The 17056-nt window shown below is 65.7% G+C and carries 16 protein-coding genes; 9 read left to right on the forward strand and 7 right to left on the reverse strand.

Going from position 1 to position 17056, the window contains the following annotated elements:
* Window positions 1-154: 154 nt before the first annotated feature.
* From cobO to M2319_RS01465, 7 genes are all read right to left on the reverse strand, one after another.
* Window positions 155-769: a cob(I)yrinic acid a,c-diamide adenosyltransferase gene (gene cobO, locus M2319_RS01435; protein ID WP_264599647.1), complete on the reverse strand. Its 615-nt coding sequence runs from the start codon at window positions 767-769 to the stop codon at window positions 155-157.
* Window positions 770-872: 103 nt separating this feature from the next.
* Window positions 873-1592 (reverse strand): sulfotransferase, encoded by a 720-nt coding sequence (locus M2319_RS01440; RefSeq protein ID WP_264599648.1) that lies wholly within the window; start codon window positions 1590-1592, stop codon window positions 873-875.
* A gap of 2 nt (window positions 1593-1594) precedes the next feature.
* On the reverse strand, window positions 1595-3595 hold the full coding sequence (locus tag M2319_RS01445; protein ID WP_264599649.1) for a hypothetical protein: 2001 nt from the start codon (window positions 3593-3595) through the stop codon (window positions 1595-1597).
* A gap of 284 nt (window positions 3596-3879) precedes the next feature.
* Complete coding sequence (locus M2319_RS01450; protein ID WP_264599650.1) at window positions 3880-4725, reverse strand: metal ABC transporter permease; 846 nt, start codon at window positions 4723-4725, stop codon at window positions 3880-3882.
* Complete coding sequence (locus tag M2319_RS01455) at window positions 4725-5609, reverse strand: metal ABC transporter permease (protein ID WP_264599651.1); 885 nt, start codon at window positions 5607-5609, stop codon at window positions 4725-4727. The genes M2319_RS01450 and M2319_RS01455 overlap by 1 nt, the downstream gene beginning before the upstream one ends.
* On the reverse strand, window positions 5606-6553 hold the full coding sequence (locus M2319_RS01460) for a manganese/iron ABC transporter ATP-binding protein (protein ID WP_264599652.1): 948 nt from the start codon (window positions 6551-6553) through the stop codon (window positions 5606-5608). Before M2319_RS01460 ends, M2319_RS01455 begins: the two co-directional genes overlap by 4 nt.
* A 62-nt stretch (window positions 6554-6615) precedes the next feature.
* Window positions 6616-7527, reverse strand: coding sequence for a metal ABC transporter substrate-binding protein (locus tag M2319_RS01465; protein WP_406682057.1), 912 nt, complete (start codon window positions 7525-7527; stop codon window positions 6616-6618).
* 472 nt (window positions 7528-7999) lie between these two features.
* Between M2319_RS01465 and M2319_RS01470 the strand changes: the two genes are divergently transcribed.
* The 9 genes from M2319_RS01470 (at window position 8000) to M2319_RS01510 (ending at window position 16648) form a co-directional block, all read left to right on the forward strand.
* Window positions 8000-8857 (forward strand): FadR/GntR family transcriptional regulator, encoded by an 858-nt coding sequence (locus tag M2319_RS01470; protein WP_264599653.1) that lies wholly within the window; start codon window positions 8000-8002, stop codon window positions 8855-8857.
* A gap of 18 nt (window positions 8858-8875) precedes the next feature.
* Entirely contained in the window at window positions 8876-9907 is a 1032-nt protein-coding gene (locus tag M2319_RS01475) for a TRAP transporter substrate-binding protein (protein ID WP_264599654.1), read from the forward strand.
* Window positions 9908-10032: 125 nt separating this feature from the next.
* A complete protein-coding gene (locus M2319_RS01480) occupies window positions 10033-10641 on the forward strand; it encodes a TRAP transporter small permease subunit (RefSeq protein WP_264599655.1) in 609 nt (202 codons plus the stop codon).
* Between the two features lies 1 nt (window position 10642).
* The gene (locus M2319_RS01485) at window positions 10643-11968 is read left to right on the forward strand and encodes a TRAP transporter large permease (RefSeq protein ID WP_264599656.1); all 1326 of its coding nucleotides are present in this window, start codon (window positions 10643-10645) and stop codon (window positions 11966-11968) included.
* Between the two features lie 31 nt (window positions 11969-11999).
* Window positions 12000-13148 (forward strand): galactonate dehydratase, encoded by a 1149-nt coding sequence (gene dgoD / locus M2319_RS01490; RefSeq protein WP_264599657.1) that lies wholly within the window; start codon window positions 12000-12002, stop codon window positions 13146-13148.
* Window positions 13142-13789: a 2-dehydro-3-deoxy-6-phosphogalactonate aldolase gene (locus M2319_RS01495; RefSeq protein WP_264599658.1), complete on the forward strand. Its 648-nt coding sequence runs from the start codon at window positions 13142-13144 to the stop codon at window positions 13787-13789. Before dgoD ends, M2319_RS01495 begins: the two co-directional genes overlap by 7 nt.
* The gene (locus tag M2319_RS01500; protein WP_264599659.1) at window positions 13786-14718 is read left to right on the forward strand and encodes a 2-dehydro-3-deoxygalactonokinase; all 933 of its coding nucleotides are present in this window, start codon (window positions 13786-13788) and stop codon (window positions 14716-14718) included. The genes M2319_RS01495 and M2319_RS01500 overlap by 4 nt, the downstream gene beginning before the upstream one ends.
* Window positions 14715-16124: an NADP-dependent phosphogluconate dehydrogenase gene (gene gndA / locus M2319_RS01505; protein ID WP_264599660.1), complete on the forward strand. Its 1410-nt coding sequence runs from the start codon at window positions 14715-14717 to the stop codon at window positions 16122-16124. The genes M2319_RS01500 and gndA overlap by 4 nt, the downstream gene beginning before the upstream one ends.
* Window positions 16125-16147: 23 nt before the next feature.
* Window positions 16148-16648, forward strand: coding sequence for a gluconokinase (locus tag M2319_RS01510; RefSeq protein ID WP_264599661.1), 501 nt, complete (start codon window positions 16148-16150; stop codon window positions 16646-16648).
* The last annotated feature ends 408 nt before the right edge of the window (window positions 16649-17056 follow it).

Consider the following 17056-nt stretch of genomic DNA (forward strand, 5'->3'; position numbering starts at 1 on the left):
CGCGTGTTCATTGGGATTCTGTCGCGGGCATGCCTTGCGGATCGTCGGGCGCGCGAACGCGCCACCGTCCTTGTCAAGCAAGCGGAGCGTCCAGTGTCAATCGGGCTTTACGCGGATGCGGCGGGATCGCGTCGCGGCGAGGGCACCTTGCCGCTCAGAACTCCACGCCGGGCTGGCCCTTGATGCCGGAGCGGAACGGGTGCTTGACGAGGGTCATCTCGGTGACGAGGTCGGCAGCCTCGATGAGGGCGTCCTTGGCGTTGCGGCCGGTCAGCACGACATGGGTCAACGGCGGCTTTTCGGCTTCCAGGAAGTCGAGGATCTCCTGAACATCGAGATAGTCGTAGCGCAGCGCGATGTTGATCTCGTCGAGCAGCACCATGCGGATGCTCTCGTCGCGGATCAGCTCCTTGGCTTTTTCCCAGCCGGCGCGGGCGGCGGCGATGTCGCGCTCTCGGTCCTGGGTCTCCCAGGTGAAGCCCTCGCCCATGGCATAAAACTGACAGAGATCGCCGAAATGGCCGGTCAAAAGGCGCCGCTCGCCGGTGTCCCAGGCGCCCTTGACGAACTGGACGACCGCGCACGGCATTTCGTGGGCGATGCAGCGCAGGATCATGCCGAAGCCGGAGGAGGACTTTCCCTTGCCTGTGCCGGTGTGGACAATGATCAGGCCCTTTTCGCCGGATTTCGTCGCCATGATCTTGTCGCGGGCGGCCTTCTTCTTGGCCATCTTCTCGGCGTGGCGGGCATTGGAGGGGGCGTCGGTCATTGGCGCTCCTTGGCAGGGTGATTCCACACCGCGCACAGTAGGGGGTTTGCCTCGTCGGTCCAATGCAAAGGCCGGCCGGTCACGATCGGCCGCCAAAGCGCGATCAGTCGCGTTCGTTGGCGAAATCGCGGGCAAAGGGCGCGCCGGACTTGTGGATGTGGACATCCGCCGAGCTGTCGAACGAAAGACCCCATGCCTTGCCGAGCTTGGCGAACTTGTCGGCGTCGTAGAGCTCACCGGCGAAAAAGCGGTCGGCGGGCTTGTCCTCGAAAAACGCCCTGACCTGAAGACGATGATTGTTGAAGGCACGGACGTAGATCTCCTCCGCGCCTTCGATTCTCAATTGCGGTTCCACGCCGGCATCGAGCAGGGCATAATAGTCGGAAAGCCGGTCGTAGACCATGGAATGCCGCTTCGGATCGCCCGGGGCGAACCCCTTGGAATGGGACTTCATGGATTTCAGCCAGTCCTCGACCGGCCTTGAAAAGTAGACGAAGCGTGCGTCTGGAAAGGTCCAGTAGAGATATTTGAACAGCGGCGGATGGTACCATGGACCGTCCTCGAAGACGGTGTGGGACCGGAAGTCCTCGCTGTCGAGAATATCCTTGAAACGCCCTTCCAGCGACGCGAGCGGCCACTGATTGCGGGCCGTTTCGTTCCAGCTCGCCGCCGTGTATCCGTTGCGGCGGAAGAACTGTGAAAACGACTTCGTTCCGCAACGCTGCGGCGAGATGTAGAAGATCTTGCCGGACGCGTTCGCACGCGTGTCTTCCGTCCGCGCGGCGGCGCCCGCCCCGCCGCGCTCGCTGGAACCCGATTCCATGCCTAGGCGACCTTTTCCCCGTACCGTTCGACCAGATAGCGATGCGTCGGCGGCGGCACGATCCGTGCGATTCCGTCGAAATCGCCCGCTTTCAGGAGACGCCGTACCGTCGAAGCGCTGATCACGGTGCCTTCTTTGCTGATGCGGGGGATGATGTCCACCTTGATCCCGTATTCGGGCAGGAGCTCGGCCATCTTCTCATTGTATTGGCGCGTGATGTTGCAGGTCGGCTCATAACCGAGGAAGATCACCGAAATCCCCATCGGTGGGGCGATATATTCCGCAAAGAACCATGCCTCCATGGAGGCATCCGCCCGCACCTCGCTTACGTCGTCCTTGGAAAAATATTCCGGGAAGGTGAGCTCGGTGCAAATATAGCGTCCACCTTTCAGCACGGTCACGTTCTTCAGGTGCGCCGTGCCTTCGGTGACCAGTCGCAGGCGATCCTCGAAGGGAAAGAAGCTGAGGTCCTCTTCGATCACGAAGAGATAGAGATGATCCACCTTCGAGGCCGCATATTCGATCAGGTGGAGATGGCCGAGCGTCATCGGATTGCAGTTGACGGCCACGCTGCCGATCTTTCCGGCCCGCCCTGCGCTCACGTCGCGCACGTATTCCACATAATCCTTGAGGGCACCGCATTCGACGACGTCCGCGGCGTTGCGGTAGATCAGGTATTTGACGAAATCGATCGACGGATGCGCCGTGATGGTGTCACCCGACGCCTTGGCATGCCTGGCCTCGCCGGCCTCGATCATGGCATGGATCTTCTCTGCGACGATCCGGTTGCCCTTCGGCCCGACATGGGAATGGTCGAAGAACACTTCGCCAAGTTCGTGCGGGCGCGAGAAATCGACGTGGAGGGCTTCCAGATCCTCCAACTCCGCCGGAACCTCGAAGAGCCGGGGATACCCGAACAGCACCACGACGTCGCCTTCTTCGACGCGCGTCTGGTAGAGATTGTTGAGGCAGACCAGCAGGGGATTGCCACGCAGGCCGTGGTTCTCAACGGCCCGGGGCTCGCCGCCGCTTTCGTTCAGCAGAGCCTGCAGGAAGCTCGGAACGGTGCGGGCATCGTCGCTGCCGAAACCGTAGACGTCGGAACCGCCGCACACGAGCACGCGTCGCCTTGCGCCTGCCGGCGCCCCGACCGTGCGCCGCCGGTTGCCGACGACGCTCACATACCGACTGTCATAGTTCGGCAGGACCACGCGCGTCGCGTGAAGGATATGGGTCGGACCGGTGAAGATCTGATCGACATAATCCTCGTCAAATTCGGGCACGTCGTCATAGACCAGAGGAAGATGGGGTGGCATGGATTTCAGCCATTCGACCCGCTTGTGCATCTTCTCCCAGAATGCCGCCGCCAGAAGGCCGTCTTCGACGTCGGTGCGGTTCCGGACATCGAAGAGATTGTCGAGGCTCACATAAAGCAGCCGGGCCCCGCAGGACTCCACGAACCGCTTCGCGTTCGCGAGCGCGGCAAAGTGGTGCCGCTCCGTGAGAAGGCGGGAGGCTTCCAGGATCGATCTGGGGCCGGCGGCGAGCGGTCCGAGGAAGAAGAGCTGATCGAATTCCACATCCTCGCCGTCGAATCCGCCGCCGTCGATCATGGCGATCAACAGCCGCTCCGCCGACGCCGCGTTGGCAAGCGCGGAGCGCACCTCCGCGGGCAGCTCGGCATGGGCCTTGTGCGCGGCCTCGAGTCTGCCCAGCCGCAGCAGGCATTCGAGCTTTCGTTCGGCGACCGCGGTGTCTTCCGGCCGGCGCGCGAGCCAGTCATCATAGCCAGTCAGGGCCGCATCGCGGGCGCCGCGCTGCCACAGCCGCTCGCCGAGGCGCAGTGCGACCTCCGGCTCATCGGGAAAATCTTCCAGCGCCGCGCGCAGGACGCGCTCAGCGACCAGGTCCGCGTGCGAATACGGCTCGCAGGACACGCTGCTCGGCGGATAGTTCGCGTCGATCCACGAAAACACTTTGGCAACATCGTATCGCTCCGGCATCGTGATCTCCTGTGCTGCCGCGACAACGCAAAAAGAAGGGCAATTTCATCCTGATAAACGTACGCCCGAACACAAAACGGTCCCGGAGTCTGCCCGTGACGTTCGCCGAGTCACAGTATCTCCGAGGGCCGCCAAGGTTAAAGCCAATTCTTGCAGGACGCCTGGAAAACTCCACATCGAAAAAGCTGCCGGGCGCGGCAGCGTCTTCGGACGCGGGGCGGCCTTTCGGTCGCCGTCGGATTCGCCGGCCACCATAAGGGGTTTCCCGGAGGGCTCCAAGGGGGCTAGGCGGCGACGGTCCGCATCGAGGCGCGTCTGGTCAGGATGAGCCGGCGGACGAAGGCGACGATGAAGAGGGCGGTCAGCATCAGGACGATGGTCGGGGCCGGGGCGCTGTCGAGGAAGAAGCTCAGATAGGTGCCGGCGATCATCGAGGCCATGCAGACGCCGATGGCGACGAACAGCATGGCGCCGAAGCGGCGGACCAGGAGAAAGGCGATGGCGCCGGGTGCGATCAGGAGCGCGATGGCGAGGATCAGCCCGGCGGCGGAAAGGGTCGCGACGATGGTCAGGGACAGGGCCGCCAGCAGCCCGTAATGGAGCCAGGCGACGGGCAGGCCGGAGGCCTGGGCCTGCGCCGGGTCGAAGGCGTGCAGCACCAGGTCCTTCCATTTCAGGGCGATGGCGGCGGAGACGGCGGCCGAGATGAGGCCGGCGGTCCACAGCTCACCCGCCTCCACGCCCAGCATGTTGCCGAACAGGATGTGGCTGAGATGGACGTTGGTGTCGACGGAGACGTAGAGCACGATGCCGAGGCCGAACATGCCGGAGAAGACGACGCCCATCACCGTGTCCTGCTTCACCCGGCTGTTGTAGGCGAGGTAGCCGGTGGCAAGGGCGCAGGTCATGCCGGCGAAAAAGGCGCCGACGATCAGCGGCAGGCCGAGGATGTAGGCCAGGACGACGCCGGGCAGCACGGCATGGCTGACCGCATCGCCCATCAGGGCCCAGCCCTTCAGAACGAGAAAGCACGAGAGCAGCGCCGTTGGGACTGAGACGAGGACCGCGAGGAAGAAGGCGTTCTGCATGAAGCCGAACTGGAACGGCATCAGGAGGGTATCGAAGGACATCAGGCGGCCTCCTCGATGCGCGCGCGCTCGCTTTCGCGGCGGACGGCGGCGGCGCGGCGGCGGGCGGCGATGAGCCCGTGCTTTGGCGCCAGCACGAATGCGGCAAGGAAGATGAGGGTCTGCAGGCAGACGATGATGCCGCCGGTGGCGCCGTCGATGAAGTAGCTCGCATAGGCGCCGAGGAAGCTCGTCGCCGTGCCGATCGCCACAGACGTCAGGATCAGTCGCGGGAAGCGGTCGCAGAGGAGGTAGGCGGTGGCGCCGGGCGTCACCACCATGGCGATGACGAGGAAGGCGCCGACGGTCTGCATGGCGGCGACGACGGAGGCGGAGAGGAGCACGAAGAAGACGGCCTTCAGGAGGCCGGGCCTCAGGCCGATGGAGCGGGCATGGTTCTCGTCGAAGAAGGTCACCATCAGGTCCTTCCACTTGGCCAGAAGCACGACCAGCGAGACGACGCCGATGATGGCGAGCTGCAGGGTGTCCTCCGGCGTGATCGCCAGGATGTTGCCCATGGTGATGGTCTCGATGCTGATCGCCATCGGATTGACGGAGATGAGGAAGAGGCCGAGGCCGAAGAAGGACGTGAAGATGAGACCGATGATGACGTCGACCTTGAGGCCCGACCTCTCCGACAGGAACAGCATGGCGCCGGCCGCGAGCCCCCCGGCGACGAAGGCGCCCAGCGCAAAGGGCAGGCCGAGGATATAGGCGCCGGCAACGCCGGGCACGACGGAATGGGAGAGGGCATCGCCGATCAGCGACCAGCCCTTCAGCATCAGATAGGCCGACAGGAACGCGCAGACGCCGCCGACGAGGGCCGAGACCCACATGGCGTTGGTCATGTAGCTGTAGCCGAAGGGCTCAAGGAGATGGGCGATCATCGGTCGGATCCGCCTTTCCGGGACCCGTCTTCCTCGCCTCCGTTCTCCTCGCGCCGGCTCTGGACGGTGCGCTCGCCATACTGGACGAAGGGCCGCTCGTCGTCGGTGAGGATGGTGACCTCGCGGGTGTCGTCGGCGTCCTCGTGGAGCGCCGCGCCGCCAAGGGTGAAGTGGCGCAGCACGCCGCCGAAGGCCTTTTCCAGGTTCGTACGGGTGAAGGTGGTCTCGGTCGGCCCGTAGGCGAGGACCGTCGCCTTGACCAGCACGGTGCGGTCGCAGAATTCGGAGACCGAGCCGAGATTGTGGGTGGAGACCAGCATCACCCGGCCCTCGTCGCGCAGTTCGCGCAGGAGGGCGACGATCTGCTCCTCGGTCTTGACGTCGACGCCGGTGAACGGCTCGTCAAGAAGGATGACCCGGCCTTCCTGGGCGAGGGCGCGGGCGAGGAACACGCGCTTCCTCTGGCCGCCGGAGAGCTCGCCGATCTGGCGGTGGCGGAAGTCCTGCATGTTGACGCGGGAAAGCGCCTCGTCGACGGCTTCGCGGTCGGCGGCGCGCGGCCGGCGCAGGAAGCCCATATGGCCGTAGCGGCCCATCATGACGACGTCCTCGACCAGCACCGGAAAGGCCCAGTCGACCTCTTCGGCCTGGGGCACATAGGCGACGAGGTTTTCCTTCAGCGCCTGCTTCACCGTGCGCCCGAGCAGACGGATCTCGCCGGTCGCCAGGGGCAGGAAGCCCATGATCGCCTTGAACAGCGTCGATTTGCCGGCGCCGTTGACGCCGACGAGGGCCGTCACGGTGCCGCGCGGGATCTCGAAGCTCGCCTTGAAGAGGGCGGTGTGGCCGTTGCGGTAGGTGACGGTGACGTTCTCGGCGAGGATACCGCTTCCGGTTCCGCCCTTGGCGGCACGACTGTCGAGCGATCTGGTCTGGTCGAGCATGATCTTTTGTTCTCTTGGGCGTACCGGCCCTTGCTGGCAGCGCCCCTTCCTGGCAGCGCCGATCAGTTGGTGTCGCCCGTCAGGCCGTCGGCAACGGTTTGCGACGTGACCCGCAACAGGTCGATATAGGTCGGGACCGGGCCGTCCGGCTCGCTCAGGGAGTCCACATAGAGCACGCCGCCATATCTGGCGCCGGTCTCGCGGGCGACCTGTTCGGCCGGCGCGGTGTTGACGGTGCTTTCGCAGAACACCACCGGCACGTCGTTCTCCCTGACGCCGTCGATGACCTTGCGCACCTGCTGCGGCGTGCCGACCTGGTCGGCGTTCATCGGCCAAAGGTACAGCTCCTTCAGGCCGAAGTCGCGGGCAAGGTAGCTGAAGGCGCCCTCGCAGGTGACCAGCCAGCGCTTGTCCTCGGGGATTTCCGCGATCCGGGCGCGCAGGGGCTCCAGGGTGGCCCTCAGCTTCTCCTTATAGGCGGCGGCGTTCTTTTCATAGATCGCGGCGTTGTCCGGATCGTGCTCGGAAAAGGCCGCAACGATGTTGTCGATATAGATCAGCGAATTTTCCAGGCCCATCCAGGCATGGGGGTTCGGCATGCCCTCATACGACCCCGACTTGATCGGGATCGGGTTGATGCCCTCGCTCAGCGTGGCGGAGGGGACGTCGCCGAGATGGGAGAGGAACTGCTCGAACCAGCGCTCCAGATTGAGGCCGTTCCACAGGATCAGGTCGGCGTCGATCGCGCCCACGATGTCCCGCGGGGTCGGCTCGTAGCCATGGATCTCGGCGCCCGGCTTGGTGATGGAGACGACATCCGCCGCATCGCCGGCAACGTTCGCGGCCATGTCGGCAAGGACGGTGAAGGTGGTGACGACCTTCATCCTGTCGGCGGCCGACGCGGCGGTGGCGCCGGCGGCAAGGCCGACCGCAACGGCCATGCCGGTCGCAAGACGGAATAAAGGACGGATCATCAGGGCCTCCTTGCCGATTTCCGATAACATATTTAGAACTGATCTAACGTTTGACGACATTCCTATCTTTATTGAGATTAATTTGCAATTGCAAAATCAATCCCGACGGAACGCGGTCCATGTTACCGGAGGCAATGTCGGTTTTTGGTCGGGCCGTCCGGCAAATCGCCGCAGGGGATCGCCGGCCGTCGCGGGTGAAACGGCCTTCGCAAAGGCGAGGGCGACGCCGCTCGGGTAGGGAGGTGTCGGACCCCGCCGGTTGCGTCGGGGGGCTCCGCACTTGCGTTCCAGGCGCGGCAACGGCGGTTCCTTCCATTGTCTGCACTGTGTCCCCCTCCATGCCGCTTCCACCGGTCGCCGACGCGGCAGTCCGGTCCGTCAATAATCTGTTAATTGTCGGAATAGCGTTGCTGAAATGTCTGACATTTGTTAGGATGCCCGCAAAACAGAAACCGGGATGGAACGTCACAGGATGGATTCGGCTTCCGCGACAGGCAGGAAGACGACGGCTGGCCGCAGCGACATCGGCAACCTCGTCACCCACCATCTGGCAAAGCAGGTCTTTGCCGGCGAGTTGAAGCCCGGCGACCAGATCCCCCCCGAAATCGAGCTCGTCACCCAGTTCGGCATCAGCCGCGCCTCGGTGCGCAGCGGCCTGCAGACGCTGGCGACCCTCGGCATCATCGCCCGCCAGGCCGGTCGCGGTTCCGTCGTCCAGGAATACAGGGAATGGAACTTCCTCGATCCGACGGTGACGGAGTGGATGGGGACCTTCGCCGCGCCGAATCCCGATTTTCTCAGCGAGATCTTCGAATTCCGCATCACCATCGAGCCGGTGATTTCCGCGATCGCGGCACGGCGGGCCAATGCCCGCGATCTGCTCGCCATGGAAGAAGCGTTCGAGATGATGGCGCGGCACCAGGACCGCGGCCACGCCCGCGAGGGCACCGAGATCTCGCCCTTCACCGAGGCCGACATCGCCTTTCATACGGCCATCTACCGGGCGACGCACAATCTCGTCTGGGCGCAGCTTGCCCACATCCTCAGCCCGTCGATCCTCCTGGTCATCCGGATCAGCAATGAGACCGCGGACGAGCTGCGCGACAGCCTCGCGCGCCATCGGCACCTGATGGAATGCATCCGCATGCGCGATGCCGATGCCGCCTTCGATGCGGCCCTGCACGTCATGAACCGGACCGGCTACGACCTCGGTCTGACGACGTCGCGCGACAATGACGAAATCCTCGCCCGCGTCAGGGCGAGGCTCACCCCGGACGCCACCGCCACCGGGCGGCGTCCAGAACCATCCGGCGAAAAGGCCGGGTCATAACAGCGAGGAGATGCTCCCATGATCGTTTCGAAACTGGCACGCACCGGCGCGCTCGTCGGCGCCGCCCTGGGGCTGGCCGTCGCCGTCCAGGCGGCCAAGGCCGCAGAGTATGAATGGACGTTCCAGACCTCGGAGACCGCCGGTGAGGAACAGTTCAAGATCAAGCAGCACTGGGCCGAGAACATCGGCACCATGTCCGGCGGCCGCATCAAGATCGAGATCCTGCCGACCGGCGCCGTAGTGCCGCACAACCAGACGCTGGACGCCGTCGGCTCCGGCATCCTGCAGGGCCACCTGACCGACCCGAGCTACTTCTCCGGCCTCAACCCGGCCTTCTCCATGCTCGGCAACCTGGTCGGCGCCTGGGGCGATCCGCTGGAGTTCATGGAATACATGCAGTATGGCGGCGGCGAGGAGCTCTACAACGAACTCGTCGAGCCCTACAATGTGCACCTGATCGGCGCCGCCGCCACCGGCCTTGAGGCCTTCGTCACCAAGAAGCCGATCCGCTCGGTCGCCGACCTCAAGGGCCTGAAGCTGCGCGCGCCGGAAGGCATGGTCTATGAGATCTTCGCCAAGGCCGGCGCCTCGCCGGTGAACCTGCCGGGTTCGGAAGTCTATACGGGCCTTGAGAAGGGCGTCATCGACGCCGCCGACTACACGGTCTTTTCGACCAACCACGCGCAGGGCCTGCACCAGTTCGCGCGCTTCCCGAACTATCCGGGCTTCCATTCCCTGCCGATGGTCGCGGTCTCCATGAACAAGGAGATCTGGGACGGCCTGCCGGACGACTTGAAGACGATCATGGAAGTGGCGACGGACTCGCTCGCCTACGAGCTCGTCTTCAAGCTGAAGGCCAAGGATCTTGCCGCCGTGCAGGAGGCCCGTGCCGACCCGAATATCGAGGTCATCGACATGCCGGCCGAAGAGCGCAAGAAATTCCGCAACATCGCCAAGGAAGAATGGGCGGTGTGGGCCAAGAAGAACGAGCTGACCCAGAAGATCTACGACTCCGTCGTCGCGTTCCTCACCACGCGTAACCTGATGTAGACTTCCAGCATGCACGCCGCGCGCCGGGGTCCCGAGCCCTGGCGTGCGGCACTCCTCCCGCCTCGCCGCCGGTCCTTGCGTCGGCGTGGGGCGGGTTTCCTTCCCAAAGGTCGAAAGGCCCTGCCATGTCGCACATTCCCGAGCCCGAGACGGCCATCCCCGCCGAACCGGACGGCCATGCCGGGACCGAAGGCCATATCCGGACCCGGCTCGATGAGGCCATCGAATGGTGCGGGCGCGGCCTTGCCTGGCTGGTCTTCGTCGCCATGGGGATCAGCGTCGTCGAAGTCATCAGCCGCTACGTCTTCGACAGCCCGACCTCCTGGGTGCACGAGACGACGGTGTTCCTCATCGCCATCATCTTCGCCATCGGCGGGCCGGCCGCGCTCGCCCGCGACAAGCACATCCGGGTGCGGCTGATCTACGACGCGGTCTCGGCAAAGACCCGGCGCTGGCTCGACATCTTCAATTCCGTCATCACGCTGCTCTTTGCCGGCGGCATGACCTATGCGGCCTATGTCCTGTTCTGGCGGGCCTCGCACAATCCGTTCGGCGAATGGCAGCTGGAGCGCTCGGGCACGAGCTGGAACCCGCCGTTCCCGGCGCTGACCAAGGGCATCATCCTCTTTGCGCTCATCCTGATGACGCTGCAGACGATCCTGCATCTCGTCCACGCCATCCGCGGTGCGCCGGACGCCGATCCGCGCGGCACCGGTCCTGCGAAGGAGCATTGAGATGGGCGGTCTCGGTCTTCAGGCGATGGGCATCGAATGGGGCACCTATGTGCTCGTCGGCAGCATCTTCCTCCTGCTTCTCTCCGGCCTGCCGCTGGCCTTCGTCACGGGCCTGGTGGCGCTCGTCTTCACCGTTGGCTGGTTCGGCCCCAACGCCATTCCGCTGGTGATTGCCCGGGTCTATGGCTTCATCACCGAATACTCGCTCGTCGCCGTGCCGATGTTCGTTCTCATGGCGTCGCTGCTCGACCGGTCGGGCATAGCGCGCGATCTCTTTTCCGGCATGCGCGTGCTGGCCGGACGCCTTCCGGGCGGCGTCGCCATCCAGACCCTCGTCGTTGCCGTGTTCCTGGCCGCCATGTCGGGCATCATCGGCGGCGAGATCGTGCTCCTCGGCATCCTCGCCCTGCCGCAGATGCTGCGCCTCGGCTACGACCGCAAGATCGCCATCGGCGTCGTCTGCGGCGGTGGCTCGCTCGGCACCATGATCCCGCCCTCCATCGTCCTCATCATCTACGGCCTGATCGCCAGCGTCTCCATCGCCGACCTGTTCGTTGCCGCCGTCACGCCGGGCATCATGCTCGCCGGCCTTTACATGAACTATGTGCTGATCCGCTGCGTGATGAACCCGGAGCTGGCGCCGGCGATGCCGCCGCTGCCCGTGGAGCAGCGCGGGCCGGAGCGCATCCGCGCGGTCAAGGCCATCATCCTGCCGGCGGCGATCGCCTTCATGGTGCTCGGCACCATCTATGCCGGCATCGCCAGCGTCACCGAGGCCGCGGCCATGGGCGTCTTCGGCGTCCTCGTTGCGACCCTCATTCGCCGCGAAATGACATTCAAGCTGGTCCATGACAGCGTCATGCAGACGCTGACCACCTGCGGCATGATCGTGTGGATCGGCGTCGGCGCGGCGACCCTCGTCGGCGTCTACAACCTGATGGGCGGCAACCGCTTCGTCTCCGCCACCATCCTCGGTATCGACGCAGCACCCGTCGTGATCATCATCGTCATGATGATCATCCTGTTGATCCTCGGCCTGTTCCTCGACTGGATCGGCATCGCCATGCTGACCCTGCCGATCTTCGTGCCGATCATCACCAAGCTCGGATATGATCCGATCTGGTTCGGCATCCTGTTTGCCGTCAACATGCAGGTCTCGTTCCTGAGCCCGCCCTTCGGGCCGGCGGCCTTCTACCTCAAGGGCGTCGCGCCACCCGAGATCAGCCTCGGCGATATCTTCAAGTCGCTGTGGCCGTTCATCCTGATGCAGTTGACGGTGCTCGCCCTGATGCTCGCCTTCCCGAACCTGGCCATGTGGCTGGTCTAGCGTCCGCTCAGACGCTGCACGAAAGACAACGATGAAGATCACGCAACTGAAGACCTGGCAGGTGCCGCCGCGCTGGCTGTTCCTGAAGATCGAGACCGACGAGGGCGTTGCCGGTTGGGGCGAGCCGGTGATCGAGGGCCGCGCGGCGACCGTCGAGGCCGCCGTCCACGAGCTCGCCGACCTCATAGTCGGCCGCGATCCGCGCCACGTCCAGGATATCTGGCAGCAGCTCTATCGCGGCGGCTTCTATCGCGGCGGACCGATCCTGATGTCCGCGATCGCCGGCATCGACCAGGCGCTCTGGGACATCAAGGGCAGGGCCCTCGGCGTGCCGGTCCACGAACTGCTCGGCGGGCCGGTGCGCGACAAGATGCGGATGTATTGCTGGATCGGCGGCGACAGGCCGGCCGATGTGGGCCGCCAGGCGAAGGAAGTGGTCGAAAAAGGCTTCACGGCCTTCAAGATGAACGGCACGCCGGAACTCGCCATCGTCGACAGCCATGCCAAGGTGGACGACGCCGTTGCGCGCGTTGCGGAGGCGCGGCAAGCCGTCGGCCCGGATGTCGGCATCGCCATCGACTTCCACGGCCGGGTCCACCGGCCGATGGCCAAGGCCCTGCTGCGGGAACTGGAACCCTTCCACCCGATGTTCGTGGAAGAACCCGTCCTTCCCGAACACCTGCACGCATTGCCGCAGATCGCCTCCGGCCTCGGCTATCCGATCGCCACCGGCGAACGGCTGCACACCCGTTTTGCCTTCCGGGAAATCCTGGAAGCGCGGATGGTCGACATCCTGCAGCCGGACATCAGCCATTGCGGCGGCATCACCGAGGCCGTGAAGATCGCGTCCCTGGCCGAGACCTACGACGTCGCCATCGCGCCCCATTGCCCGCTCGGGCCGCTGACGCTCGCCGCCTCGCTGCAGCTCGACTTCGTCGCCCACAATGCCTTCATCCAGGAGCAGTCGATGGGTATCCACTACAATGTCGGCAACGACGTCCTCGACTACCTGACCGACCCGGCGCCGCTGAAGATCGAAGACGGCTATCTTCCCGTGCTGACCAAGCCGGGCCTTGGCGTAGAAATCGACGAGGCCTTCGTCGAGGAGCAGGCGAAGAAGGGCCATCGCTGGCGCAATCCGGCGTGGCGCCACGAGGACGGGAGCGTTTCGGAATGGTAGCGGCCGATCCCCGCGCGGCGTTCGACGCGGCCTTTTCCCGGTTGCCGCTGGTCGCCATCCTGCGCGGCATTACGCCGGCCGAAGCGCCGGAGATCCTGCACGTTCTCGTCGATGCCGGCTTCACGCTCATCGAAGTCCCGCTCAACTCGCCGGAGCCTTTTGAGAGCATCGAGGCGATGGCCAATATCGCGCCCGAGGGCGTGCGGATCGGGGCCGGGACGGTTCTCGATCCGGGCGACGTCTCCCGGCTGGTGTCGGCCGGCGGCAGCTATATCGTGACGCCCAACACCGACCTGGAAGTGATCGCCGCGAGCGTGGACGCAGGTCTTCCCGCCCTCATCGGCTGTTTCACGCCGAGCGAGTGCTTTGCCGCCGCCAAGGCAGGCGCTGCGGCGCTGAAAATCTTTCCGGCCTCCCGGCTTGGCTCCGGCTACATTAAGGATCTGAAGGCCGTGCTGCCCTCCGGCCTTCCCGTGCTTGCCGTCGGCGGCGTCGGCGCCGTCAATTTCGCCGATTTCGTGGCCGCCGGCTGTTCCGGCTTCGGCATCGGCTCGGAGCTTTGGAAGCCCGGCCGCTCCGCCGAGGACGTCCACACCGCCGCCGAAACGCTGGTCGCCGCCTGGAGGGCGATTGCCCCATGAGCGGCCGGCTGATCATCGTCGACTGGGGAACCTCGTCCTTCCGAGCCTGGCTGGTCGATGCCGCCTCGGGCGCGGTCCTTGCCGAAATCGGCGACGGCCTTGGCATGCGGGCGCTGTCGCGCAATGGGTTCGCTGCCTATTGCCATGAGCGGCTCGGCCCCTGGCGGGATGGCGCGACGCCGGTCTATATGGCCGGCATGGTCGGCGCGCCACAGGGCTGGCAACAGGCACCGCAGCCGCCGCTTCCGGCAACGCCGGAGAGCCTTGCCCGCGATGTCGTCGCCGTTGCGGACATGGCGGGTGTCTTCATCATTCCGGGTGTCCGGGTCGCCAGCGCCGATCCCGCCAAGGCCGACGTCATGCGCGGCGAGGAGGTCCAGATTTTCGGCGCGCTGTCGCTCGTCGATTGGGACTATGCGGTCCTCTGCCTGCCCGGCACCCACAGCAAATGGGCCGATGTGGAAGGCGGCGTTCTGACCCGCTTTTCCACCAGCATGACCGGCGAGGTGCATGAGGTCATGCTCGCCCATTCCGTGCTCGGCCTGGCCGCCGACCGGGACGCGCCTTTCGCGGAGGTTGCCTTCGACGCCGGCCTCTCCCAGTCGGTCCGTCGCGGCGGTCTTCTCAATCACCTCTTTTCTGCCCGTGCCCGAGGCATACATGGAGACTTACGGGCCGAAGATGTGGCGAGCTATCTCTCCGGCCTTCTCATCGGCTCGGAGATCGCCGCCATGACGCCGCTTTATGCCAGCGGCGCCGGCGAGATCCTCCTGGTCAGCAACGACAGACTTGCGGTGCCCTACGGGGCGGCGTTTTCCCGGGCGGGCCTTGCCTATCGGCATGTCACCGCCCGCGAGGCGACGCTTGCCGGGGTGACGGCAATCGCGCGGCTTCACGCGCCGGAACTTTTCTCGGAGGCGGTCTCATGACCGAAACAGAACACCTTTGCGACATCGCCGTCATCGGCCTCGGCGTCATGGGGCGCAACCTTGCCCTCAACCTCAACGACCGCGGCTACAAGGTGGTCGCCGGCGATGCCTTCCCGGACGTCGTCGTCAGCGCGCGGGCCGAGCTTGAGCCGACTGTCACCGTCGTCGACACGCCGATCGACGTGTTGAAGCATCTCAAAGCCCCGCGCACCATGCTGGTGATGATCAAGGCCGGCGACCCGGTCGATGCGCTGATCGAGACGTTCCGCCCGCACCTGCAACCCGGCGACATTCTCATCGACGGCGGCAACAGCCATTACCACGACACCGAACGGCGCCAGGCGCTGCTGGAAGCCGACGGCGTGCGCTTCGTCGGGCTCGGCGTTTCCGGGGGCGAGGAGGGCGCCCGCCACGGCCCCGCGCTGATGGCCGGCGGCGATCCCGACGCCGTTGCCGCGGTCTCCGCGCCGCTTGCCGCCATCGCCGCCAAGGCCGGCGACGGGGCGCCCTGTTTCGGCACCTTCGGGCCCGGCGGTGCCGGCCATTTCGTCAAGATGGCCCATAACGGCATCGAATACCTGGTGATGCAGGCGCTCGCCGAATGCTACCTGCTGCTCTCCGGCCCGGCCGGGCTCGAGCGCGAGGCAATGGCCGAGACGTTCCGGCGCTGGGACGAGACCGCCGCATCTTCGTACTTGCTTGAAATCACCGCCGTCGTCGTCGACGAGGTCGACACGGACACCGGCCGGCCGCTGGTCGAGATGATCAAGGATTCCGCCCACCATAAGGGCACCGGCCGCTGGACCGTTGAGGCCGGACTGCAATACGGCGTTGCCGTTCCCGGCATCGCCACCGCATTCCTGGCGCGCGCTCTTTCCTCCCGGCGCGCGCCCCATGCCGCGTCGCTCCGCCGTCTGCCTCCGGCGGGCGACGCGGCTCTTATTGCCGATGACCTCGGCAAGGCGCTGCCGGCGGTCATGCTGGCGGCCTATGCGCAGGGGCTGTCGCTGATTTCCGAGGCCTCCAAGGTCAATGGCTGGGGAACGGAGCTGGCGACCGTCGCCCGCACCTGGCGGGCCGGCTGCATCATTCGCGCTGCCATGCTCGATCCGATCGCCGACGCCTTCACCGCCGATCCGGAGCTGACCGACATCACCCTGTCGCCGCTTGCCGAAGAGATCCTGGAGACGGCGGAACGGCCGCTCCGCCGGGTCGTTGCGGCCGCGGTCGCCGACGGCGTGCCGGTGCCGGCGCTCGCCAATTCGATCGCCTATCTCGACGGGCTGAGGGCCAAGCGCGTCGGCGCCAACCTGATCCAGGGCCAGCGCGACCTGTTCGGCGCCCACACCTTCGAGCGCACCGACAAGCCCGGCGTCTTCCACCACGAATGGCCGGTCGTGTCCTGAGCGGAACCTGAGGGCGGGCGACGATGATCATCGTGATGATGGGGATCTGCGGCACCGGAAAGTCGACGCTCGGCAAGCTTCTGGCCGCGCGCCGCGACATCCCCTTCGTCGAGGGCGACGACTACCACCTGCCGGAAGCCGTCGCCAAGATGGCCAAGGGCGAGCCGCTGACCGACGCCGACCGCTGGCCGTGGCTCGACCGCCTCGGCGCGGCGATGGGCGAATGGTCGGCGGAGGGCAAGGAGGCGGTGGTGAGCTGTTCGGCCCTCCGCCGCGCCTATCGCGATCGCCTCAGGGCTGCGGCGCCCGATGTCGTCTTCGTCTATCTCGAAGGTGCCGTCGATCTCGTGCGTGAGCGCATGGCGGGCCGCGAGGGCCATTTCATGCCGGTCGCCCTCGTCGACAGCCAGATCGCCGACCTGGAAGACCCACGCGGCGAGCCCGGCGTCGTCTCGGTCAGCATTGAGGGACGGCCCGAGGAGATCGTCGGGCGGATCGAGGGGGCGTTGGGGGAGCGGGATTGAGTGGTTCTGTTTGTCGCTCACGGTAGTTTTTTTGCGCTCACGCCAGGCTCGCTTTGCTCGCGGCTCCGCGGGGGCGGCGCAACGGCGCCGGCGGCCGGTCGGCCTTGCGAGCCCTGCGGGCTCGTTCTCTTGTCTCGCGGCAGGCTCGCTCCGCTCGCGCCTCCGACGGGGCGGCGCACAAGCGCCGACGGCCTGTCGGCCTTGCGAAGCCTGTGGCTTCGGTTCTGCGCTCACGCCCGAACAACACTCTCCGTCATCCCGGCCGGAGCGAAGCGGAGAGCCGGGATCCATTGCCCATGTCAGCACGGTATGTCGTTGGCGGTCCTCGTGTGGAATTGGCGTGACCTGAAGCCGTGGCGAAATCCGCCATGGGCTACGATGCCGATAGGGGCAATGGGCCCCGGCTCT

Origin of the sequence: Rhodobium gokarnense, from assembly GCF_025961475.1 — a bacterium.
Lineage (GTDB): Bacteria > Pseudomonadota > Alphaproteobacteria > Rhizobiales > Rhodobiaceae > Rhodobium > Rhodobium gokarnense.